The sequence below is a fragment of the Pseudomonas paraeruginosa PA7 genome (assembly GCF_000017205.1).
GTDB lineage: Bacteria > Pseudomonadota > Gammaproteobacteria > Pseudomonadales > Pseudomonadaceae > Pseudomonas > Pseudomonas paraeruginosa.
In genome coordinates this window covers 5,331,817-5,353,388 of record NC_009656.1, presented here as the reverse complement: position 1 = coordinate 5,353,388, position 21,572 = coordinate 5,331,817, and the positions used below count along the sequence as shown (strand labels likewise).

Below are 21,572 nucleotides of genomic sequence, written 5' to 3'. Positions count from 1 at the left end.
GGTATGCGGGACAAGGTGACCGGCGCGCGGCGCTGGGTGGTGAAGATCGGTAGCGCCCTGCTGACGGCCGATGGCCGTGGGCTGGACCGCAATGCCATGGCCGTTTGGGTCGAGCAGATGGTGGCGTTGCATTGCGCCGGCATCGAGCTGGTGCTGGTGTCCTCCGGCGCCGTCGCCGCCGGCATGAGCCGCCTGGGCTGGGTCAGCCGGCCGAGCGCGATGCACGAGCTCCAGGCCGCCGCCTCGGTGGGCCAGATGGGCCTGGTGCAGGCCTGGGAGTCCAGCTTCGCCCTGCACGGCCTGCAGACCGCCCAGGTGCTGCTGACCCATGACGACCTGTCCGACCGCAAGCGCTACCTGAACGCTCGCAGCACCCTGCGGACCCTGGTCGAGCTGGGCGTGGTGCCGGTGATCAACGAGAACGACACGGTGGTAACCGACGAGATCCGCTTCGGCGACAACGATACCCTGGCGGCGCTGGTGGCCAACCTGGTCGAGGCCGACCTGCTGGTGATCCTTACCGACCGCGACGGCATGTTCGATGCCGATCCGCGCAACAATCCCGATGCCCAACTGATCTACGAGGCGCGTGCCGACGACCCGCAGCTCGATGCGGTGGCTGGCGGCAGCGCCGGCGCCCTGGGGCGCGGCGGCATGCAGACCAAGTTGCGCGCGGCGCGCCTGGCGGCGCGTTCCGGCGGGCATACGGTGATCGTCGGTGGGCGGATCGAGCGGGTGCTCGACCGCCTGCGCGCCGGCGAGCGCCTCGGCACCCTGCTGACCCCGGACCGCAGCCGCAAGGCGGCGCGCAAGCAGTGGCTGGCCGGCCACCTGCAGATGCGTGGCACCCTGGTGCTGGACGACGGCGCGGTGAAGGCGGTGAGCCAGGATCACAAGAGTCTGCTGCCGGTGGGGGTCAAGGCGGTCCAGGGCAGCTTCCGTCGCGGCGAGATGGTGGTCTGCGTGGACCAGAGCGGGCGCGAAGTGGCGCGTGGGCTGGTCAACTACAGCGCGCTGGAGGCACAGAAGATCCTCGGCCAGCCGACCGACGCCATCGAGGCGCTGCTCGGCTACGTGGATGGCCCGGAGCTGGTGCATCGCGACAATCTGGTACTGGTCTGAGGAGAGGACGAATGCGCAAGCTCGCGGGATTGCTCGGTGGCCTGCTGCTGTTGCCGGCGCTGGCCGGGGCGGAGGAGATCGGTGAAGTGTCCACGGTGTTCAAGTGGGTCGGGCCGAATGACAAGATCGTCGTCGAGGCCTTCGACGATCCCAAGGTGCAGGGCGTGACCTGCTACCTGTCGCGGGCCAAGACCGGCGGCGTGAAGGGTGGTCTGGGGTTGGCGGAGGACCGCGCCGAGGCGTCGATCGCCTGTCGCCAGGTGGGGCCGATCCGGTTCAGCGGCGAGCTCAAGGATGGCGAGGAGGTGTTCAAGCAGCGCACTTCGCTGGTATTCAAGAGCATGCAGGTGGTGCGCTTCTTCGATCGCAAGCGCAACGCTCTGGTCTATCTGGTCTACAGCGACCGGGTGATCGAGGGTAGCCCGCAGAACGCGGTGACTGCGATTCCGCTCATGCCCTGGCCGTCCGCTCGCTGAGGCGGGCGGAACCGCGAGGCAACAAAAAACCGGCCATTGGCCGGTTTTTTGTTCGAGCAAGGCGTGCCTTAGGCGGCAGCGGTGCTGAGGGCCTTGATGTGGCCGCTCAGACGGCTCTTGTGACGAGCAGCCTTGTTCTTGTGGATGATGCCTTTGTCAGCCATACGGTCGATCACCGGTACGGCGGCGGTGAAAGCGGCTTGGGCCTTGGCCAGGTCTTTGGCGTCGATGGCTTTCACGACGTTCTTGATGTAGGTGCGCACCATGGAGCGCAGGCTGGCGTTGTGGCTGCGACGCTTCTCAGCCTGTTTGGCGCGTTTTTTGGCGGAAGGTGTGTTGGCCACCGTCGAGCTCCTCGAAAAAAACTGGGTAAATAGCGAACAAATTAAGGCCGCGAATAATGCCGTCGCCTCCTGGGGTTGTCAAGGGGCTGCGCATGCGGCGGGAAAGATCGGCGACGGATGTCGCCTGCTTTCTTGCGGGTGATTTATTCCGGCGCGCATTCTACACTCGGCGCGCCCTCGCGGACCGCCGTTCGGCGGCGAGGGCGCATTCGCGCGATGAACCGGCCCGGCCGGTCGCGGTCTTGGACAGGATCAATTTCGACATGCCGACAGCCCGACATCCATGAATCTTCTCAAATCATTGGCGGCGGTGAGTTCCATCACCCTGCTGTCGCGGGTCCTCGGCTTCGTCCGCGATACCATCCTGGCGCGGATCTTCGGCGCCGGCGTCGCCACCGACGCCTTCTTCGTCGCCTTCAAGCTGCCCAACCTGCTGCGCCGGATTTTCGCCGAAGGGGCGTTTTCCCAGGCTTTCGTGCCGATCCTGGCGGAATACAAGAACCAGCGGGGCGAGGAGGCGACGCGCACCTTCATCGCCTACGTCTCCGGCCTGCTGACGCTGGCGCTGGCGCTGGTCACGGCGCTCGGCATCCTCGCCGCGCCCTGGGTGATCTGGATCACCGCGCCAGGCTTCGCCGACACGCCGGAGAAGTTCGACCTGACCACCGACCTGCTGCGAGTGACCTTTCCTTATATATTGCTGATCTCGCTGTCGTCCCTGGCCGGCGCGATCCTCAACACTTGGAACCGTTTCTCGGTGCCGGCCTTCGTGCCGACCCTGCTGAACATCGCGATGATCGGCTTCGCGCTGTTTCTCACGCCCTACTTCGACCCGCCGGTGATGGTACTGGGCTGGGCGGTGCTGGCCGGTGGCCTGCTGCAGTTGCTTTATCAGCTGCCGCACCTGAGGCGGATCGGCATGCTCGTGCTGCCGCGCCTGAATTTCAGGGATAGCGGCGTCTGGCGGGTGATGAAGCTGATGCTGCCGGCGATCCTCGGGGTCTCGGTGAGCCAGATCTCGCTGATCATCAACACCATCTTCGCCTCGTTCCTGGCGGCCGGCTCGGTGTCCTGGATGTACTACGCCGATCGCCTGATGGAGCTGCCGTCCGGGGTGCTGGGCGTGGCGCTGGGGACGATTCTCCTGCCGATGCTGTCGAAGACCTACTCGAACAAGGACCGCCAGGAGTATTCACGGCTGCTCGACTGGGGGCTGCGCCTGTGCTTCCTGCTGGTGCTGCCGTGCTCGCTGGCCCTGGCGATCCTCGCCGAGCCGCTGACCGTCTCGCTGTTCCAGTACGGCAAGTTCACCGCCACGGACGCGGCGATGACCCAGCGCGCGCTGGTCGCCTATTCGGTCGGCCTGCTCGGGATCATCCTGGTCAAGGTGCTGGCGCCGGGCTTCTATGCCCAGCAGAACATCCGCACGCCGGTGAAGATCGCGATCTTCACCCTGATCACCACCCAGTTGATGAACCTGGCTTTCATCGGCCCGCTGAAGCACGCTGGCCTGGCGCTGTCCATCGGCCTGGCCGCCTGCCTGAACGCCGGCCTGCTGTACTGGCAGTTGCGCAAGCAGCGGCTGTTCCTGCCGCAGCCCGGCTGGGCGAAGTTCCTGCTCAAGCTGGTGTTCGCGGTGCTGGTGATGTCCGCGGTGTTGCTGGGGGCGATGCACTGGCTGCCGGCCTGGGAGCAGGGCGGCATGCTGGAGCGTTTCCTGCGCCTCGGCCTGCTGGTCGCGGCCGGCCTGCTGGCCTATTTCGGTATGCTCGCGCTGCTGGGGTTCCGTGTGCGCGACTTTTCCCGCCGGGCCGTGCTGTGAGAGGGTTCCGTCCGAGCGGCACGTTCATGCCGTTTTGCCTGTTGTCGCGCGCCCGGTGCGCGTATAATCGACCACTTTCTGAGCAATAAGCGTGCTATGCAGCTGCTTCGCGGACTTCACAACCTGCAGCCCCTGGCCGGGGGCTGCGTCGCCACCATCGGTAACTTCGACGGCGTACACCTGGGGCACCAGGCGATCCTGGCGCGTCTGCGCGAGCGTTCGCAGGAACTGGGCGTACCCAGTTGCGTGGTGATTTTCGAGCCGCAGCCGCGTGAGTTCTTTTCCCCCGACTCCGCTCCGGTGCGCCTGACCCGCCTGCGCGAGAAGCTCGAGCTGCTGCGCGGGCAGGGGGTCGACGTGGTGCTGTGCCTGGCCTTCAACCGCCGCCTGCGCGAGTTGTCGGCGGCCGAATTCGTTCGCCAGGTGCTGGTGGATGGCCTGGCGGTGCGGCACCTGGAGGTGGGCGACGATTTCCGCTTCGGCTGCGACCGCTCCGGCGACTTCGCCTTCCTGGTCAACGCCAGCCGTGAGCAGGGCTTCACCGTCGAGGCCGCCGCCACCGTCGAACTGGATGGCGTGCGGGTCAGCAGCACGCGGGTGCGCCAGGCCCTGGCCGACGGCGACCTGCATCTCGCCGAGCGCCTGCTGGGCCGCCCGTTCAGCCTCAGCGGACGGGTCCTGCATGGGCAGAAGCTCGGCCGGCAACTGGGTTCGCCCACGGCCAACATTCAACTGAAACGGCGCAAGGCGCCGTTGAACGGGGTCTACCTGGTCAGTACGCTGGTCGATGGCCAGCGTTGCCAGGGGGTGGCGAACATCGGCACCCGTCCCTCGGTGAACGGCGATGGCCGTCCCCATCTGGAAGTGCACCTGCTCGACTTCTCCGGCGACCTCTACGGCCGGCACCTGCAGGTGACCTTCCACCAGAAGCTGCGCGACGAGCAGCGATTCGCCTCCCTGGAGGCACTCAAGGCGGCGATTCTCGCGGATATCGCCGCCGCCCGGGCCTACTGGCTGGGCCAACCGCTTGATTGAAGAGATCCTGAACAGGCCCTGAGATGACCGACTACAAAGCGACGCTAAACCTTCCGGAAACCGCCTTCCCGATGAAAGCCGGCCTGCCCCAGCGCGAGCCGGAGACCCTGAAGTTCTGGAACGACATTGGTCTGTACCAGAAGCTGCGGGCTATTGGTGGCGACCGTCCGAAGTTCGTCCTGCACGATGGCCCTCCCTACGCCAACGGCAGCATTCACATCGGTCACGCGGTCAACAAGATCCTCAAGGACATCATCGTCCGCTCCAAGACCCTGGCGGGCTACGACGCGCCCTACGTGCCGGGCTGGGACTGCCACGGCCTGCCGATCGAGCACAAGGTCGAGACCACCCACGGCAAGAACCTGCCGGCCGACAAGACCCGCGAGCTGTGCCGCGAATACGCGGCCGAGCAGATCGAAGGGCAGAAGGCCGACTTCATCCGCCTGGGCGTGCTCGGCGAGTGGGACAACCCGTACAAGACCATGGCCTTCGCCAACGAGGCGAACGAAATCCGCGCACTCGCGGAAATGGTCAGGCAGGACTTCGTGTTCAAGGGCCTGAAGCCGGTGAACTGGTGTTTCGACTGCGGTTCGGCGCTGGCCGAGGCCGAGGTCGAGTACGCCGACAAGACGTCGCCGACCATCGATGTCGGCTTCCCGGTGGCGGATGCCGACAAACTGGCCGCGGCCTTCGGCCTGGCCGCGCTGGACAAGCCGGCGCAGATCGTCATCTGGACCACCACGCCCTGGACCATCCCGGCCAACCAGGCGCTGAACGTGCATCCGGAAATCGACTACGCACTGGTCGATGCCGGCGATCGCTACCTGGTACTCGCCGAGGCCCTGGTCGAGCCCTGCCTGGCGCGCTACCAGCGCGAGGGCAAGGTGGTCGCCACCGCCAAGGGCGAGGCGCTGGAACTGATCAACTTCCGCCACCCGTTCTACGAGCGCCTGTCGCCGGTCTACCTGGCCGACTACGTGGCCCTCGACGCCGGCACCGGCATCGTCCACTCCTCGCCGGCCTACGGCGAGGACGACTTCTACACCTGCAAGCGCTACGGGATGAGCAACGACGACATCCTCAGCCCGGTGCAGAGCAACGGCGTCTACGTCGACTCGTTGCCGTTCTTCGGCGGCCAGTTCATCTGGAAGGCCAACCCCAACGTGGTGGCCAAGCTGGAGGAAGTCGGCAGCCTGCTGGCCCACGAGACCATCAACCACAGCTACATGCACTGTTGGCGGCACAAGACCCCGCTGATCTACCGCGCCACCGCGCAGTGGTTCGTCGGCATGGACAAGCAGCCCGGGCAGGGTGCTTCCCTGCGCGAGCGGGCGCTGGAAGCCATCACCCAGACCGAGTTCATACCCGGCTGGGGCCAGGCGCGCCTGCACGGCATGATCGCCGGCCGTCCCGACTGGTGCATCTCGCGCCAGCGCAACTGGGGCGTACCTATCCCGTTCTTCCTGCACAAGGCCAGCGGTGAACTGCATCCACGCACCGTCGAGCTGATGGAAGAGGTCGCGCAGCGCGTCGAGAAAGAGGGCATCGAAGCCTGGTTCAGGCTCGATGCCGCCGAACTGCTCGGCGACGAGGCCGCGCAGTACGACAAGATCAGCGACACCCTCGACGTCTGGTTCGACTCCGGCACCACCCATTGGCACGTGCTGCGTGGCTCCCACCGGATCGGCCATGCCAGCGGCCCGGTCGCCGATCTCTACCTGGAGGGTTCCGACCAGCACCGCGGCTGGTTCCATTCCTCGCTGCTCACCGGCTGCGCGATCGACAACCATGCGCCGTACCGCCAGTTGCTGACCCACGGTTTCACCGTCGACGAGTCCGGCCGCAAGATGTCCAAGTCGCTGGGCAACACAGTGGTGCCGCAGACCGTCATCGATACCCTGGGCGCCGACATCCTGCGCCTGTGGGTGGCCTCGACCGATTACTCGGGCGAGATCGCGGTATCCCAGCAGATCCTCCAGCGCAGCGCCGATGCCTACCGGCGGATCCGCAATACCACGCGCTTCCTGCTGTCGAACCTGAACGGCTTCGACCCGGCCAAGGACCTGCTGCCGCCGGAGGAGATGCTGGCCCTGGACCGCTGGGCGGTCGACCGTGCGCTGCTGCTGCAGCGCGAGATCGAGGAAGCCTACCGCGAGTACCGCTTCTGGAACGTCTACTCCAAGGTGCACAACTTCTGCGTGCAGGAGCTGGGCGGCTTCTACCTGGACATCATCAAGGACCGCCAGTACACCACCGGTGCCAACAGTGTCGCCCGGCGCTCCTGCCAGACCGCGCTGTTCCACATCGCCGAGGCGCTGGTGCGCTGGATCGCGCCGATCCTGGCGTTCACCGCCGAGGAAGTCTGGAAGTTCCTGCCCGGCGAGCGCGTCGAGTCGGTGATGCTCGCCACCTGGTACGACGGCCTCGGCGAACTGCCGGCCGACGCCGCGCTGAACCGCGAGTACTGGGAGCAGGTCATGGCGGTGAAGGCCGCGGTCAACAAGGAGCTGGAAAACCAGCGCGCGGCGAAGGCCGTGGGCGGCAACCTGCAGGCCGAGGTCACCCTGTACGCGGAGGATGCCTTGCAGGCCAGCCTGGCCAGGCTGGGCAATGAACTGCGCTTCGTCCTGATCACCTCGACCGCGACCCTCGCGCCGCTGGCCTCGGCGCCGGCCGATGCGGTGGACAGCGAAGTCGCCGGCCTCAAGCTGAAAGTGGTCAAGTCGGCCCATGCCAAGTGCGGGCGTTGCTGGCACCACCGCGAGGACGTCGGCCAGCACGCGGCGCATCCCGAGCTCTGCGGCCGTTGCATCGAGAACATCGAAGGCAGCGGCGAGGTTCGCCACTATGCCTGAGGTCGATCGTTTCGGGCGCTTGCCCTGGTTGTGGATCACCGTGCTGGTGTTCGTCCTCGACCAGGTCAGCAAGGCGTTCTTCCAGGCCGAACTGAGCATGTACCAGCAGGTCGTGGTGATCCCCGACCTGTTCAGCTGGACGCTGGCCTACAACACCGGAGCCGCCTTCAGCTTCCTGGCCGACAGTTCGGGCTGGCAGCGTTGGCTGTTCGCCCTGATCGCCATCGTCGTCAGCGCCATCCTGGTGGTCTGGCTGAAGCGCCTGAAGAAAGGCGAGACCTGGCTGGCCGTCGCCCTGGCGCTGGTCCTCGGCGGTGCCCTGGGAAACCTTTACGACCGCATGGTGCTCGGCCACGTGGTGGACTTCATCCTGGTCCACTGGCAGAACCGCTGGTACTTCCCGGCGTTCAACCTGGCCGATAGCGCCATCACCGTCGGCGCCGTCATGCTGGCGCTCGACATGTTCAGATCGAAGAAATCCGGAGAAGCCGCCCATGGCTGAGTCGACCCGCATTGGCCAGGAGAGCCGCGTCACCCTGCATTTCGCCCTGAAGCTGGAGGACGGCAACGTCGTCGACAGCACTTTCGACAAGCAGCCGGCTTCCTTCCAGGTCGGCGACGGCAACCTGTTGCCGGGCTTCGAGCAGGCGCTGTTCGGTCTCAAGGCCGGCGACAAGCGGACCCTGACCATCCTCCCGGAGCAGGGCTTCGGCCAGCCGAACCCGCAGAACGTGCAGGTCATGCCGCGCGATCAGTTCCAGGACATGGAACTGGCCGAAGGCCTGCTGGTGATCTTCAACGATGCGGCCAAGACCGAGCTGCCGGGGGTGGTCAAGGCCTTCGACGAGCAGCAGGTGACGGTCGATTTCAATCACCCGCTGGCCGGCAAGACCCTGGCCTTCGAGGTCGAGATCATCGACGTCCAGCCGGCCTGAACCGCCGGTCGCTGCGCCCTTCCCAAGCGGGGAGGGCGGTAGCAAGGTTCATTCGTCCACTCACCGTGTCGCCCACGAGACCGCCATGCAAATCAAACTCGCCAATCCCCGCGGCTTCTGCGCCGGCGTGGATCGCGCCATCGAGATCGTCAACCGCGCCCTGGATGTCTTCGGCCCGCCGATCTACGTGCGCCACGAGGTGGTGCACAACAAATTCGTCGTGGACAACCTGCGCCAGCGCGGCGCGGTCTTCGTCGAGGAACTCGACCAGGTTCCGGACAACGTCATCGTCATCTTCAGCGCCCACGGTGTATCCCAGGCGGTCCGCAAGGAAGCCGAGGGGCGCGGCTTGAAGGTCTTCGACGCGACCTGCCCGCTGGTGACCAAGGTGCACATGGAGGTGGTGCGCTACAGCCGCGACGGCCACGAGTGCGTGCTGATCGGCCACGAAGGGCACCCTGAAGTGGAAGGCACCATGGGCCAGTACGACACCAGCAACGGCGGCGCCATCTACCTGGTGGAGGACGAGGCCGACGTCGCCGCGCTGGAGGTGCGCAAGCCCGAAGCCCTGCACTACGTGACCCAGACCACCCTGTCGATGGACGACACCTCGAAGGTCATCGATGCCCTGCGCGCCAAATTCCCGCAGATCCAGGGGCCGCGCAAGAACGATATCTGCTATGCCACGCAAAACCGCCAGGATGCGGTGAAGGAACTGGCCGACCAGTGCGACATGGTCCTAGTGGTGGGCAGCCCCAACAGTTCCAACTCCAACCGCCTGCGCGAACTTGCCGAGCGGATGGGCACGCCGGCCTACCTCATCGACGGTGCCGAGGACATGCAACGCGGCTGGTTCGACGGTGTGCGTCGCATCGGAATCACCGCTGGCGCTTCCGCGCCGGAAGTGCTGGTGCGCGGCGTGATCGCCCAGCTACGCGAGTGGGGGGCGTCGGAGGAACAGGAGCTGGACGGGCGAGAGGAGAACATTACCTTCTCGATGCCCAAGGAACTGCGGGTCAAGGCTTTGTGAACCGTGCGCAATGAAAGAGCCCCTCTCCTCGTAGAGGGGCTCTTTCGTTTCAGCGCCAGCAGTCATTGACGGTGCTGTTGTTGCCGGTCTTGCCGGCTGCGCCGCGTTCGCCGAGCTGATTGAGGGTCAGCTTGCCGCAGGTCTTGTCGCGGGTCTGCGAGTTGATCGGCGTGGCGGTCAGGGTATAGGTGGTACTGGTGGGCGTCGCTATGGTGAGGCTGTACAGATTGTTCGGCGAGTTGGCCGAGCTCATGCCCAGCTTGGCCACGTCGTTGGTGTAACCGACCCCGGGGTTCTGCGAATAGTAGCGCTCCTGGCGTGCTGCCGCGTCCGAGAGCAGCGCCTGGCCTTCGGTGCGGTTGGCGCGGATCACGTAGTTCTGGTAGCTGGGAATGGCGATGCCGAGGAGGATGCCGATCAGCACCACGACGATCATCATCTCCAGCAAGGTGAAGCCTTTCTCTTTTTTCGTCATCGGGATTGCTCCTCGCCGGCCTGGAGGGGCTTTTCCTTCTGAATCATCTCGGCCAGCTCCTGTTCGCTCATCTGTCTGTGGATGTAGATACTGGTGATGGTGGACAACGGCTGGCTGACGACGCCCGAGTAGGACACCACCGAGCCCGGCTTGACCTGGAACAGGCTGGGCATGCCGTTCTGAGCGGTGCTGTTGGGCAGGCGGTAGAAACTGTGATCGATGTCCACCAGGTTCTTCTCGACCTGTACCTCGAGGACCACGCCGGCGCCTTCGAAGGTCCTGGGCTCTTCGGCCCAACTCAGGCCGGGCAGCGCCAGGGCCAGCAGCAGAGACAGCGTTTTCATATCAGTTCTTTCCTTCGATGGGACGCCAGTTCTGGCGGCCACGGGTGTTCGGTCCGGGGTTCACGGTCAGGCATTCGCCCGAGGAGCAGACTTCCGGGTTGCCCTGTTCGTTGGTGCTCAGGGTCAGGCCGCCGAGGCCTTTCTGCTCGGTGCCGGAGACCACCACGTTCTGCTTGTTGTAGCTGTAGTCGGACTTCGAGTCCACGACGCCCTGGCGGGCCAGGTCGAACACCGTGAAATTGGTGCGGCCGCCGGTATACGGGTCGAGGCCGTAGGTCCAGTTGCTGGCCCCATCGTTACAGGGATCGTCGTTCGGGGTGATGGTCTGCAGCAGCACCACCTGGCCGATGGCGATCATGTCCTCGATCAGCATCTCGCCCTTGAGGGTGCCGTTGACCATGAAGTCGAGGTACCAGCCGGACTGGCTTTGCCAATCGACCGGATGCTGGCTGGCGAGGCGGATGGTACGGGCTGTCGAGACGAAGGTCGAGTCCGCCTGCAGGTCCAGGGTCTGCTGCCGCAGGTTGCCGCGGCTCAGGCGCGGCGTACTGCCTGCCGCCTCGCCCTTGGTCTGCTGGTCCCAGATGCCGTAGAGCGTCTGGGCGCGGCTGGTATCGGCGCGGGCGTCGCTGTTCTCGAAGTACTTGCCGGTGCCGAAGATCACGATATAGCCCTTGCGCGTCGGATGGCGCACCAGCGAGGGGGCGGCGGTGATCGCCTGCGCCGCGCCGTTCGAGTCGACCGCCGAGTAAAGTGGTTGGCCGCCGAAGGAAACCTTGAAGCTGGAGGCCACCGCCGGGCCGTCGTTGGCGCGGCTGAACGGATCGTTCTGGTCGACCTTGCCGGCGATCAGGTCGAAGCGCCAGAGGTTGCCCTGCAGGTCTCCGGCGTAGGCGTAGTCGGCAACGCCGTCGCTGTTGTTGTCGGCCAGCCGGGGAGTGGACAGGCCGTTGGGCACGCCGGCCTTGCCGGTGACTTCCAGCTTGCGGGTAACGGCCCCGGTCTCCAGGTCGATGATGAGCAGCGCGGCCTTGTCGTTCAGGCTGGAATAGCCGTTGCCGGTGACCACCGCCCACTTGCCGTTGTGCAGGCGGGCCACCGTCGGTTTGGGGAAGCTGTAGCCGAGGTCGGGCTCCTCGTCGACGCCTAGCTCCCAGAGCAGCTTGATGTTGCCGGGGTCGGTCACGTCGAGGGCGAACAGGCCCTTGCCGCCGGCGCGCAGGCTGCCGATCAGCACGGTATGCCAGGCGCCGCCGAAGAAGGCGTCGGCGACCACCGGCGAGCCGTCCACGTAGAACTGGTGCGCGCCACCCTGGTAGCCGCGGGCGGTCAGCTTATGAAGCTTCTCGAAGACCGCGGAGGGGATGAAGGCGAAGGTTTCGTTGCCGTCGGTATCGAAGCCGTGCAGCATGCCATCGTTGGCGCCGACATAGACCCGCGGTGCGCGGGTCTTCTGCGCTTCGGCGAACTGCGCGTAGTTGCCGCTGGGCTCGATCGGCTGGGCCAGGTAGGTGAGGTACTGGGCCTTGGCCACGGTCGCCGGCGAGGAGTTGATGATGTCGCCGAGGATCGAGTTGCGGGTGCGGAAGTTGTCGCTGTTTTCCTTGCTGCGGTCGCCACGCAGGAAGGCCACGCGGTCCTGGCCCTTGCTGTCGGCGACGTCGTTGCGGTCCGGATCGCGGTTCAGTTGTCGCTGCTGGTCGGCGCTGAGGCTGGTCCAGGAGAACTCCTTGAGTCCGTTGCTGCCGGAGCCGGCCATCATGATCTTGCGTCCCGCGCCGCCGTTGGGCATCGCGTCGAGGATGGCCTGCGCGCTCCACAGCTTGGTCTGCACGGTAACCTTGTCCTGACTGGTCAGGCTGTAGCGAGTCAGGTCCCCTGCCCAGTTCTGGTCACTGGCGAAGCTGGTCTGGTAGGCGTGGCGGATCTGCTTGTCGCCGGTTGCATCTTCCTGCAGTGACGAGCTAATGGCCGGACGTGAGGCTGGCAAGGGGCCGCCGGAGATTCGGTTCACGATAGCCTGGAAGGCTGCAACCAATTGATCCGGAGAGTCGGCGCTGAAGAATTCTCCCCGCGAGTTGACCGCTGCGTGCCATAGATCATAGACATTATTGGCACTGTCTACAGCGGCGCTGGGCCAGTTCAGGCGGCCCGCCTGGATATCCTGGTAGCCGCCGGCATAGGTAGAGCCTTCCCATTTCGGGCTAATGAGGGTCGTGGTCAATCCCAGGCCAAGGGTGTAGGTGACCATGTGCTGCCACGTAGCAGGGTCGTTACGCGGGTTCCAATATTCTGCCGAGGGGTTGGCCTTGTCGGGGTAGGTAATGAAAGGGTTCAGATTGTCTTCGATATCGGGCCTGGCGTCATTGGCCCAATAGTGAAATGCCAGATCGGCGAGGGTATTGGAGGCATTGTCCTTGTACGGCGCCTGGCTGCTGTAATGTTGCCCGTCGGGAAGGGTCCTGCTGTTGCTGTCTGCATTGCCCACGTTAGCGGAATCGCTGTTCCAGAGACCGTCGGTCATCAGGATATGGTAGGAACCGCGGCAGCTATATTCTGGTGCGGTCTGTTCGCCGGGGCGGTAAGCGTAGGGGCCGTTCACGCCGGTTCTGCGCAGGAAGTCGCCAGCACGAGTCATCGCACGCCGTAATGGCGTGCCTCCCTCTACTGAGAGGTTTTCCAGCCAGTTGAAGAAATTCACTCGGTGCTGACCGTTGAAGTCCCTCAGATAGTTGTTGAAGCAATTGCCATTGCTGGAACCGCTACCCATCTGGTTGCAGGAGGAGTTGTTCAGCATCTGCCAGCTTACCCGGATGTTCTCCGGCAGACTGTAGAACGCCAGGTTGGCTGCGGTCTGGGTGGCCAGGGCGCGGGTGCGGTAGAAGGAGTACCAGTTGGCGAAGTTCTGTCGCTGTTCTGTGCTCACGGAGCGACGGGTATAGCAGTTCTGGTTGGTGCGGCTGCAGTTGGACGAGCCGGTGAACTCGTAATAGAAGGCTGCGGCGGGCCTGATAGTCGATTCCCGGTCATAACCTCGGCCGTACTCTACGGTGACCTTGTAGTTGCGCGATAGATCGATACCTCCCGCGCGCGTGAAACCGTTGCGCCAGGCGTAGGTGAAGCTGGGGGCGGGATAGTCCTGTATCTGTACCTGGCCGTTAACCAGCGTGAGCTTCTTCGGCAGCTTGTATTCGGTGTTTGGATCGAAGTACATCGGGTTGAAGCTGTTCGAAGCGAAGAACGTGGAGTCCCTGTAGCTGGAGATACTGTCCGGGGCGTAGGCGAATGCCATGCTGCCGGAGTCGTCCAGTGTGACCAGCAGGTTGGGAGCGACACCCTGGACCAACATCAGCGGCTGTTGGCTGACCGACAGCGCGGCGGCCTGGGTGGTCTGGGCGGAAAGCAGGATGGCGCCGCTGAGCGCGGCGGCCAGCGAGGTCTTGCCGATCTGGTGGAGTGCCGATTTCATGCGAGGCTCGATCAGTTGGTATAGAGACGAGCGAGAACGGTCTGCAGGACGGTCTCGCTGTTGGTCTGGTTGCGCGCGACGCTGTTGGTCTCGTAGTAGAAGGTGCCGATACCGCGCATCAGGTTGCCGTATTCCGGGCTTTCCGCTTCGTTGACCTGGCCGCCCGAGGGGATCGGCAGGTTGTTCCACTGGACCTTGTAGAGCGTTCCGGCGGTGGTCGCGTTGGCGACGTCGCTGCCGCGGTAGTCCATCCAGGCGTTGGCGGTGTTCTTCAGCACGCCGACCGGGTCCTGGTGCGCGTCCTCCAGCTTCACGTTGAGTGCCGCGAGGTTCAGCAGGCAGGGGCGGGCGATGTTGTCGACCGTGCAGCCGGTGCCGGGCTCCGGCGGGCGCAGGGTGTTGACGAAGCGCCGTTCGCCTTCGCGCAGGCCGGATTCGGCGGCGTTCTGCAAGCGGGTCTGCTCGATCACGTTGCCGGTGATGCGACTTTCCAGCACCACTTCGCGCATGCTCGAGACGGCCAGCAGGGTGACGATCACCAGGATCGCCAAAGCGATGACCAGGGTGGCGCCGCGCTGCTTCGAAAGGGGATGGTTCATGGCACGAGGTTCCTGAGTGTCTGGCTGCCCTGGGCGATCTGGTAGAGGCGGTCCTTGTCGTTGTCCTGCAGGCTGGTCCTGGAGGCGGGATAGAGGGCGATCCAGTCGTCCAGCGTCTTGCTGTCGCCCTGGCGCAGGTTCTTGTCGCTGGCCATCAGGGCGGAGTAGCGCAGCGCCCGGACCGGCCGGCCGGCGATATTGGCCTGTTCGACGAAACCCTCCACCTCGCGCTTGCCGACCATGGTCGGGCCGACGCCATATTCCAGCTTGAAATCGACCAGGCCGCTGACGATCTCCTGGCCGTTTAACTTGATTGTCTGCGCGGAGCAGGTGAGCGTCCCGGGAGCATCGGCGGTGGGGGGAATGAAGAGAATGCGGGCGGTGATGGCATCGGCAGTCCCGAATGGATCGCTGGGCGTGCTGATCGAATTGCCTTCGCAGTCGTACGCCTCGCCGGGGGCCGGCTGGTAGCGGTAGCAGAACCCGCTCTGGCCGCTCTTGGTCACCGCGGGCACCAGGGTGGCGCCGGCCTTGAACTCCTCGCAAAACGCGGACTTGGCCAGCGCTTTGAAGGCGAACTCGTTGGGGTCGTCCGCGCGCCGGCGGAAGCCGACCTTGGCCAGTTGCTGGTCGAGGAACATCATGGCGAAGCGGCCGTTCTCCTGGTTGCCGGCCTGGCCTTGCTGGAACAGGTAGTTGCGCTTGTTGTCCAGGTAGATCTGGGTGATCCCGAGGATCAGGAAGCTGCTGATGGCCAGGGCCACCAGCAATTCGATCATGGACAGGCCCGATTGCCGTCGGGAGCGGTTGATCATGCTCATGGCTCGACCCTGAGGGTGTAATGGCAGAGGGAGTTGTCGGCGCCGCTGTCGGCGGGGTTGACGCAGGCGCCCTGCTTGCCGCGCCAGGCGAGGCGGATCTCCAGCATCGAGCCCTTGCCGTCGCAATCGCCCGGCTTCGAACTGCGGCAGATGTAGAACTCGCTGTTCAGCAGGTCCGCGGCTCCCGGCAATTCCTTCTTTACCTGTTCCGCCCAGCAGCCCAGGCGGTCCTTCACCGTGTCGGGCAATGGCGTGCAGGAGGAGGGCGCGGTGGGGAACGCCGACCCCTTGGCCTTGAAGAAATCGGATTGCGTGGCCATCTGGTCCTTGACGTCGTACAGGGCCTTGGGGCTCGCCCGCATGCTTTCCAGCAGGTTGCTGCCGAGCATCGCGGCCTTGTTGCGCTCCACCGAGTCGGCGGTGTACTGGATGGTCTTGCCCTGCATGGCGATCATGCCCAGCACGCCGATGCTGACCAGCAGCAGGGCGACCAGCACTTCGATCAGGCTGAAGCCGGATTCGCGCAGCGGTTTGCGCGGGAGTTTCAATAGCATGACGGCGGTGCCTTGGAGGAAGGTTCGAGTTGGATCCGTCCGGCCTGGCTGATGCGCAGCAGGCGGCCGCCCTCGGCCTTGCCGTTCTGGCAGATGGCGAAGGTCCGCTCCGTGGGCGGCAGCAGGGTCCCGTTGGGCGTGAAGGTCAGTTCGGCTATGGCGCTCTCTTCCCTGGCTGTCAGCGTGGCGCCGCGAAAGCCGTCGTGCTTGCGCAGCGGTGCGGCGATCGTGCCGGAGTCGAGGACGCCGATGCTCAGGCCCTTGCCCCAGTCGTGGTCCTTCAGCGCCTGGATGCTGATCGCGCGGCGCTGGGAGACGGCTTCGCTGCGGGCGTACTGCAACATCGCGTTGAGTTCCTCGCTGGCACTCTGCAGTTCGTTGCGCTCGGTCAACTGCTTGAAGTTGGGGATGGCGAAGCTCGCCATGATGGCCAGCAGGACGACGATGATCAGCAGCTCGATCAGGGTGAAGCCGGCCGAGCTGGAACGGTATGACATGCGGTTGCTCCAGGGTTTCTACGCCTGGAAAGCATGCCAAACGGGTCATGGAGCGTCTTGCGGTGGTTGACGGTCGGGCCATGGGGCAGGACAACTGGTTGATGATCATTCCGAAGTGCCGCATAGCTCACGTTTCTCCCGGTTCTCCTGCGCGGTCGCGGCGCGGAGGCGACCCTGGCGATTGAGGACCAGTTGCCAGGCGACGCCGTTTCTCCCGCAGAGCAGAAACCGGCCGTTGTGTACGTTGAGCTGGCCGCTGGGGAGGAAGCGCAGGGTATTCGAACGGTTCCAGCGGATCGCTTCCGGCGTCGGCAACTGGCGCCGGGCGAGCACCAGGCCAGCGTCCTCTTCGGCGAGCAGCCAGCCTTGTCCCCAGTCGCCGCCGCAACCCCGGCCATCGCTCGAAGGACAGAGCGCCACCGGGCGTCGATGGGTGACGGCATGCGCGCGGCCCAGCTGAATGCTCGCGCTCAGTTCGTGCAGCAGGGCCTGCTGGCGGTTTCCAGCCAGCCAGCCCTCCAACCCGGGCAGCGCAAGGCTTGCCAAGATTCCCAGTAGCGTCAGCGTGAGCAGCAGCTCGGGGAGGGTGAACGCACTCTGCGACCTTTCGACCATGGCAGGCGATCCTTTTGCTCGTATCATTCCGCGTTGGTCGTATCTCGCCGGATTTGCCGGGTTGCCTCAATCAGCGGCTGGTAGAGGCGCATGAGCGACTTTTCTGCAACCCCTGTGTGATCGTGGAGGCCCTGGTGTCGGAACGAGTAGTAGTGGTGGGCGCTGGCGTCATCGGCCTGTTGACCGCCCGGGAGCTGGCGCTCGCCGGCCTGCGGGTGACCCTGGTGGAACGCGGCGAGAGTGGCCGGGAGGCTTCGTGGGCGGGCGGCGGGATCGTCTCGCCGCTCTATCCGTGGCGCTACAGTCCGGCGGTGACCGCCCTGGCGCATTGGTCGCAGGACTTCTACCCGGCGCTGGGGCAGCGCCTGCTCGACGAGACCGGGCTGGACCCCGAGGTCCACACCGTGGGCCTGTACTGGCTGGACCTGGAGGATCAGGCCGAGGCATTGCATTGGGCGCGCAATCACACACGGCCGTTGCAGGAGGTGCCGATCGAGGACGCCTATGCGGCGGTGCCCGGGTTGGGCGCAGGCTTCCAGCGGGCCGTCTACATGTCGGGCGTGGCCAATGTGCGCAATCCTCGCCTGGCGCGTTCATTGCGGGCATCCCTGCAACAATTCGCCAACCTCGAACTGCATGAACAGACGGAGGTGCGCGGCTGGTTGCGTGACGGTGATCGAGTGGTCGGCGTGGCCACCTCGCGAGGCGAGATCCGTGGCGACAGGCTGCTGCTGGCGGCGGGAGCCTGGAGCGGCGAGCTGCTGAAGCCGCTGGGGCTGGAGTTGCCCGTCGAGCCGGTGAAAGGGCAGATGATTCTCTACAAGTGCGCGGCGGACTTCCTGCCGCGCATGGTACTGGCCAAGGGGCGCTATGCGATCCCTCGGCGCGACGGGCATATCCTGATCGGCAGCACCCTGGAGCATGCGGGCTTCGACAAGACGCCGACCGGGGACGCGCTGGACAGTCTCAGGGCCTCGGCGGCCGAACTGCTACCGGCGCTGGCGGAGCAGCGGCCGGTGGCGCACTGGGCGGGCTTGCGGCCGGGATCTCCGGAAGGCATTCCTTATATCGGCCCGGTGCCGGGCTTCGACGGGCTCTGGCTGAATACCGGGCATTACCGCAACGGCCTGGTCCTGGCGCCGGCTTCCTGCCGCCTGCTGGCGGACCTGATGAGCGGCCGCGAGCCGATCATCGATCCGGCGCCCTATGCCCCGGTGGGCAGGCTCTGAGGCGGGAAAGGCAAAGGCCTGTCGTCGACAGGCCTTTTTTCATCATCAATCTATGCCGAGTTTCTTCAGGCGATAACGCATCGAACGGAACGTCAGGCCCAGGCGCTGGGCCGCGGCAGTGCGGTTCCAGCGGGTCTCCTCGAGAGCCTGCATGATCAGCTTGCGCTCGATGTCTTCCAGGTAGTCCTCGAGATTGTCTATCTCGCTCAGGCTCGCCGCGCCGTCCTGGCTGGCGCCCGGCGCGTCGGCCACGCGCAGGTCGTGGGGCTGGATCTGGTCGTTCTCGCACAGCGTGTAGGCGCGCTCCAGCATGTTCTCCAGTTCACGCACGTTGCCGGGGAAGCGATAGTTCTTCAGCTTTTCCTGGGCATCGCCGGTCAGGCGGGCGGCTGGCAAGCCGGTATCGCCGGCCAGGCGCTTGAGGATGCGCTCGGCCAGCAGCGGGATGTCCTCGCGGCGTTCGCGCAGGGGCGGAACGCGCAATTCGATGACGTTGAGGCGGTAGTAGAGATCCTGGCGGAAGCGCCCGGCGCCGACCTCGGCGGCGAGGTCCTTGTGGGTGGCGCAGAGGATGCGGACGTCGACGCCGATCTCCTGCTGGCCGCCGACCGCGCGCACGGCCTTTTCCTGGATTGCGCGGAGCAGCTTGACCTGCATCGGCATCGGCAGGTCGGCGACTTCGTCGAGGAACAGGGTACCGCCGCTGGCGGCCTGGAACAGGCCCTGCTTGTCCTCGATGGCGCCGGTGAAGCTGCCTTTCTTGTGGCCGAAGAACTCGCTTTCCATCAGCTCGGTAGGGATCGCGCCGCAGTTGACCGGCACGAACGGTCGCTCGATGCGCGGCCCCTGCTCGTGGATCAGGCGGGCCACCAGTTCCTTGCCGCTGCCGGACTCGCCGCTGATGTAGACCGGCGCCTGGCTGCGCGCCAGCTTGCCGATCTGGTTGCGCAGCGCGCGCATCGGCGGAGACTCGCCGAGCAGGCGGTTGTCCACCGGCGCTTCCTCGGTTTCCGGATGGCGCAGGCGCAGGGCGGTCGCCACCAGTTCGCGCAGGCGGCCGAGGTCGACCGGCTTGGTGAGGAAGTCGAAGGCGCCGGCCTTGAGCGCCTGGATCGCGGTGTCCAGGCTGCCGTAGGCGGTGATCATGGCGACCGGAGTTTGCGGGTGACGCTGCTGGATGTACTGCACCAGGTCGAGGCCGCTACCGTCCGGCAGGCGCATGTCGGTCAGGCACAGGTCGAACGGTTCGCGGGCCAGCAACTCGCGGGCTTCCTTGACGTTGCGGGCGCTGCGGGTATCCAGCTTCATGCGGCCGAGGGTGATTTCCAGCAGCTCGCGGATATCCGGTTCATCGTCGACGATCAGGGCTTTTTGTCGGCTCATGCGTTGCGGCTTCTGTCAGCTGAGTTTGCGCGGGTGGGCGAAGGTGATGCGGAAGCAGCCTCCACCCTCCTCGCGATTGCGGTAGTCGATGCGCGCCTGGTTGCTCTCGCACAATTCGCGGGAGAGATAGAGGCCCAGGCCGGTACCTTTGCTTTCTGTAGTAAAGAAGGGTTCGAACAGGTTGTTCAGCTTGTCCGTCGGCACGCCGGGGCCGTCGTCGGCGATTTCCAGCACCGGCAGGTCGCTGTCCGCATCGCGCGCGAGACTCAGCCAGACCTGGCCGCGCCCGTGCGCCTGGGCGCTGTAGCGCAGGCCGTTCTGCACCAGGTTGCTCAGTACCTGATTCAACTGGTGCGGGTCCATGCGCGTGTGGATGTCGCCGGCGCCGAGCTGCAGGTGCAGTTCGCTGTCGTTGCGCAGCTTGCCGGGATATTCGTCGACGAAGCGTTGCAGCCAGTCCTTCAGGTCGAGTTGCTGTGGTTCGGCCTGGCGGCGGCGGGAGAGCTGCAGGACGTTCTCGATGACCAGGTTCATCCGTCGCGACTGGTCCTGGATGATCTGTGTCAGGCGGCGGTCGGCGCCGTCGAGCTCCTCGGATTCCTGCAGCAGTTGCGCGGCATGGCTGATGGCGCCCAGCGGGTTGCGGATCTCGTGGGCGATGCCGGCGGTCAGCCGGCCGAGGCCGGCAAGCTTCATCTGCTGCGCCTGCTGGGCGATCTGCGAGATGTCTTCGAGGAAGATCAGCACATGCCGGTCGTGTTCACGGTTGAGGCTGATGAAGCTGGGTTGCACGGCGGGGCCCTCCGGAATCACCTTGAGGGTCGGCGGGCGGAGGCTGGGGTTGAGGCGCCACTGCTTCATGCAGTGCACCAGCATCGGGCTGCAACGGTCCAGGCCGACGCCCCGCACCTGGTCCTGCCTGAGCAGGCCGAGGGCGGCCTGGTTGGCGAGGAGGATGCTCAGGCGGCTATCGACCACCAGGATGCCGGTGCGCATGCGTTGCAGGATCAGTGCGTTGAGTTCTTCGAGGTTGGCGACCGTCTCGGCGCGTTCCTCGGCCAGCGTTTCCGTCTGTTCCTGGCGCCGCACCAGGGCCTGGATCACCAGCGCGGCGGCGAAGCACAGGGTGCCTAGGCCGCCGGCCTGGACGTAGTGGTTGGCGGAGTCCGGGCTGCTCAGGCTGAGGAAGAAGGTCAGGTACAGCAGGCCCAGGCTGGCCACCGCGGCGATTACCAGGCCGATGCGCCCGCGCAGGAGGATGTTGGCGATCGCCACCGCCACCACCAGCAGGCTGCCGATGCCGCTGGGCATGCCGCCGCCCGCGTAGAACAGGCCGCAGAGCATCAGCACGTCGGTGAGGGCGAGGATGAAGATCGGCAGCAACTGCCGTGACGGCGGCAGGAACAGCGCGACCAGGATGTTGAAGACCAGGTAGCACCAGCTGCCGACATGGAACAATTCGGGATGGACCAGTTTCAGGACCTGTTCTTCCAGCTCGCTGGAGATCAGCAGGACCAGTACCAGGCCGATGGTCAGGCGATACAGGTGATACAGGCGGAGGATGCGCTGCCCTTGCTCCTCGCTCAGCCGCAGCCGCTCAGCGCGCACGGTCGCCCTGGTCCTGCTGCAGATGCGCCTGGCTGCAATACCAGCGACGTTCGTGGGCCAGCGCGTTGGCTTGCGGTACATGCACGCCGCAATGCGCGCAGCGGACCATCGGCGAGGCGTTCGGCTCCTCCCGCGGACGCTGCTGCCGGCGCGGAACGGGACGGGTGAAGCGGCGCCAGAGCCAGAACGCGATGGCGATCAGGGCGATCCAGAAAAGGAGGCGGAAAAGGCCCATGGTGGTCTCGTAGGCTGGGGAAAGCTGCAGTTTAGCCAAGCCGCCGGCCCGATCACAGTCGGGAAGGCCCAGGCTGTGCGGCGCTTGGCGCTGACGGGGCCGGCCGGGGAAAAAAGAAGGGAGG

At 65.5% G+C, this 21,572-nt stretch carries 21 protein-coding genes; 9 read left to right on the top strand and 12 right to left on the bottom strand.

Annotated features, from left to right (window positions below):
• Positions 1-3: 3 nt before the first annotated feature.
• Together proB and PSPA7_RS24820 are read left to right on the top strand one after the other, a co-directional pair.
• The gene (gene proB, locus PSPA7_RS24825) at positions 4-1,122 is read left to right on the top strand and encodes a glutamate 5-kinase (RefSeq protein ID WP_012077317.1); all 1,119 of its coding nucleotides are present in this window, start codon (positions 4-6) and stop codon (positions 1,120-1,122) included.
• An 11-nt stretch (positions 1,123-1,133) separates the two neighbouring features.
• Entirely contained in the window at positions 1,134-1,598 is a 465-nt protein-coding gene (locus tag PSPA7_RS24820) for a CreA family protein (protein WP_012077316.1), read from the top strand.
• Positions 1,599-1,666: 68 nt separating this feature from the next.
• Here the strand turns inward: PSPA7_RS24820 and rpsT are convergent, their stop codons facing one another.
• Positions 1,667-1,942 (bottom strand): 30S ribosomal protein S20, encoded by a 276-nt coding sequence (gene rpsT / locus PSPA7_RS24815; protein WP_003150004.1) that lies wholly within the window; start codon positions 1,940-1,942, stop codon positions 1,667-1,669.
• A gap of 283 nt (positions 1,943-2,225) precedes the next feature.
• Between rpsT and murJ the strand changes: the two genes are divergently transcribed.
• The 6 genes from murJ to ispH all read left to right on the top strand — a co-directional run bounded on the left by murJ (position 2,226) and on the right by ispH (position 9,619).
• Complete coding sequence (gene murJ / locus PSPA7_RS24810) at positions 2,226-3,764, top strand: murein biosynthesis integral membrane protein MurJ (protein WP_012077315.1); 1,539 nt, start codon at positions 2,226-2,228, stop codon at positions 3,762-3,764.
• Positions 3,765-3,860: 96 nt separating this feature from the next.
• Positions 3,861-4,799 carry a bifunctional riboflavin kinase/FAD synthetase gene (gene ribF / locus PSPA7_RS24805; RefSeq protein WP_003150007.1) on the top strand — a complete coding sequence of 313 codons (939 nt, stop codon included), beginning with the start codon at positions 3,861-3,863 and terminating at the stop codon, positions 4,797-4,799.
• 23 nt (positions 4,800-4,822) lie between these two features.
• Positions 4,823-7,654: an isoleucine--tRNA ligase gene (gene ileS, locus PSPA7_RS24800; RefSeq protein WP_012077314.1), complete on the top strand. Its 2,832-nt coding sequence runs from the start codon at positions 4,823-4,825 to the stop codon at positions 7,652-7,654.
• A complete protein-coding gene (gene lspA, locus PSPA7_RS24795) occupies positions 7,647-8,156 on the top strand; it encodes a signal peptidase II (protein WP_003150009.1) in 510 nt (169 codons plus the stop codon). The genes ileS and lspA overlap by 8 nt, the downstream gene beginning before the upstream one ends.
• A complete protein-coding gene (fkpB, locus tag PSPA7_RS24790; protein ID WP_003150012.1) occupies positions 8,149-8,589 on the top strand; it encodes an FKBP-type peptidyl-prolyl cis-trans isomerase in 441 nt (146 codons plus the stop codon). Before lspA ends, fkpB begins: the two co-directional genes overlap by 8 nt.
• An 85-nt stretch (positions 8,590-8,674) precedes the next feature.
• On the top strand, positions 8,675-9,619 hold the full coding sequence (gene ispH, locus PSPA7_RS24785; protein ID WP_012077313.1) for a 4-hydroxy-3-methylbut-2-enyl diphosphate reductase: 945 nt from the start codon (positions 8,675-8,677) through the stop codon (positions 9,617-9,619).
• Positions 9,620-9,668: 49 nt separating this feature from the next.
• Here the strand turns inward: ispH and PSPA7_RS24780 are convergent, their stop codons facing one another.
• The 8 genes from PSPA7_RS24780 to PSPA7_RS24745 all read right to left on the bottom strand — a co-directional run bounded on the left by PSPA7_RS24780 (position 9,669) and on the right by PSPA7_RS24745 (position 16,993).
• On the bottom strand, positions 9,669-10,094 hold the full coding sequence (locus tag PSPA7_RS24780; RefSeq protein WP_003150015.1) for a type IV pilin protein: 426 nt from the start codon (positions 10,092-10,094) through the stop codon (positions 9,669-9,671).
• Positions 10,091-10,438: a type 4a fimbrial biogenesis protein PilY2 gene (gene pilY2 / locus PSPA7_RS24775; RefSeq protein ID WP_012077312.1), complete on the bottom strand. Its 348-nt coding sequence runs from the start codon at positions 10,436-10,438 to the stop codon at positions 10,091-10,093. Before pilY2 ends, PSPA7_RS24780 begins: the two co-directional genes overlap by 4 nt.
• A 1-nt stretch (position 10,439) precedes the next feature.
• Positions 10,440-13,907 (bottom strand): type 4a pilus biogenesis protein PilY1, encoded by a 3,468-nt coding sequence (gene pilY1 / locus PSPA7_RS24770; protein ID WP_012077311.1) that lies wholly within the window; start codon positions 13,905-13,907, stop codon positions 10,440-10,442.
• 11 nt (positions 13,908-13,918) lie between these two features.
• Positions 13,919-14,506, bottom strand: a complete 588-nt coding sequence (gene pilX, locus PSPA7_RS24765; protein WP_003150019.1) for a type 4a pilus minor pilin PilX — start codon at positions 14,504-14,506, stop codon at positions 13,919-13,921.
• Positions 14,503-15,327 carry a type 4a pilus minor pilin PilW gene (gene pilW, locus PSPA7_RS24760; protein ID WP_012077310.1) on the bottom strand — a complete coding sequence of 275 codons (825 nt, stop codon included), beginning with the start codon at positions 15,325-15,327 and terminating at the stop codon, positions 14,503-14,505. The genes pilX and pilW overlap by 4 nt, the downstream gene beginning before the upstream one ends.
• The gene (pilV, locus tag PSPA7_RS24755; RefSeq protein ID WP_012077309.1) at positions 15,324-15,881 is read right to left on the bottom strand and encodes a type IV pilus modification protein PilV; all 558 of its coding nucleotides are present in this window, start codon (positions 15,879-15,881) and stop codon (positions 15,324-15,326) included. The genes pilW and pilV overlap by 4 nt, the downstream gene beginning before the upstream one ends.
• The gene (locus PSPA7_RS24750; RefSeq protein ID WP_012077308.1) at positions 15,872-16,378 is read right to left on the bottom strand and encodes a GspH/FimT family pseudopilin; all 507 of its coding nucleotides are present in this window, start codon (positions 16,376-16,378) and stop codon (positions 15,872-15,874) included. Before PSPA7_RS24750 ends, pilV begins: the two co-directional genes overlap by 10 nt.
• A 105-nt stretch (positions 16,379-16,483) precedes the next feature.
• Complete coding sequence (locus tag PSPA7_RS24745; RefSeq protein ID WP_003150026.1) at positions 16,484-16,993, bottom strand: GspH/FimT family protein; 510 nt, start codon at positions 16,991-16,993, stop codon at positions 16,484-16,486.
• A gap of 134 nt (positions 16,994-17,127) precedes the next feature.
• Between PSPA7_RS24745 and thiO the strand changes: the two genes are divergently transcribed.
• The gene (gene thiO / locus PSPA7_RS24740) at positions 17,128-18,222 is read left to right on the top strand and encodes a glycine oxidase ThiO (protein ID WP_041025522.1); all 1,095 of its coding nucleotides are present in this window, start codon (positions 17,128-17,130) and stop codon (positions 18,220-18,222) included.
• A 45-nt stretch (positions 18,223-18,267) separates the two neighbouring features.
• Here the strand turns inward: thiO and pilR are convergent, their stop codons facing one another.
• Genes pilR through PSPA7_RS24725 form a run of 3 tightly spaced genes read right to left on the bottom strand, consistent with a single transcriptional unit; the run spans position 18,268 to position 21,448 of the window.
• Entirely contained in the window at positions 18,268-19,605 is a 1,338-nt protein-coding gene (gene pilR / locus PSPA7_RS24735; RefSeq protein WP_012077306.1) for a two-component system response regulator PilR, read from the bottom strand.
• Between the two features lie 15 nt (positions 19,606-19,620).
• Complete coding sequence (pilS, locus tag PSPA7_RS24730) at positions 19,621-21,213, bottom strand: two-component system sensor histidine kinase PilS (protein ID WP_003150028.1); 1,593 nt, start codon at positions 21,211-21,213, stop codon at positions 19,621-19,623.
• Positions 21,203-21,448, bottom strand: coding sequence for a PP0621 family protein (locus PSPA7_RS24725; RefSeq protein WP_003150030.1), 246 nt, complete (start codon positions 21,446-21,448; stop codon positions 21,203-21,205). The genes pilS and PSPA7_RS24725 overlap by 11 nt, the downstream gene beginning before the upstream one ends.
• Positions 21,449-21,572 lie beyond the last annotated feature (124 nt).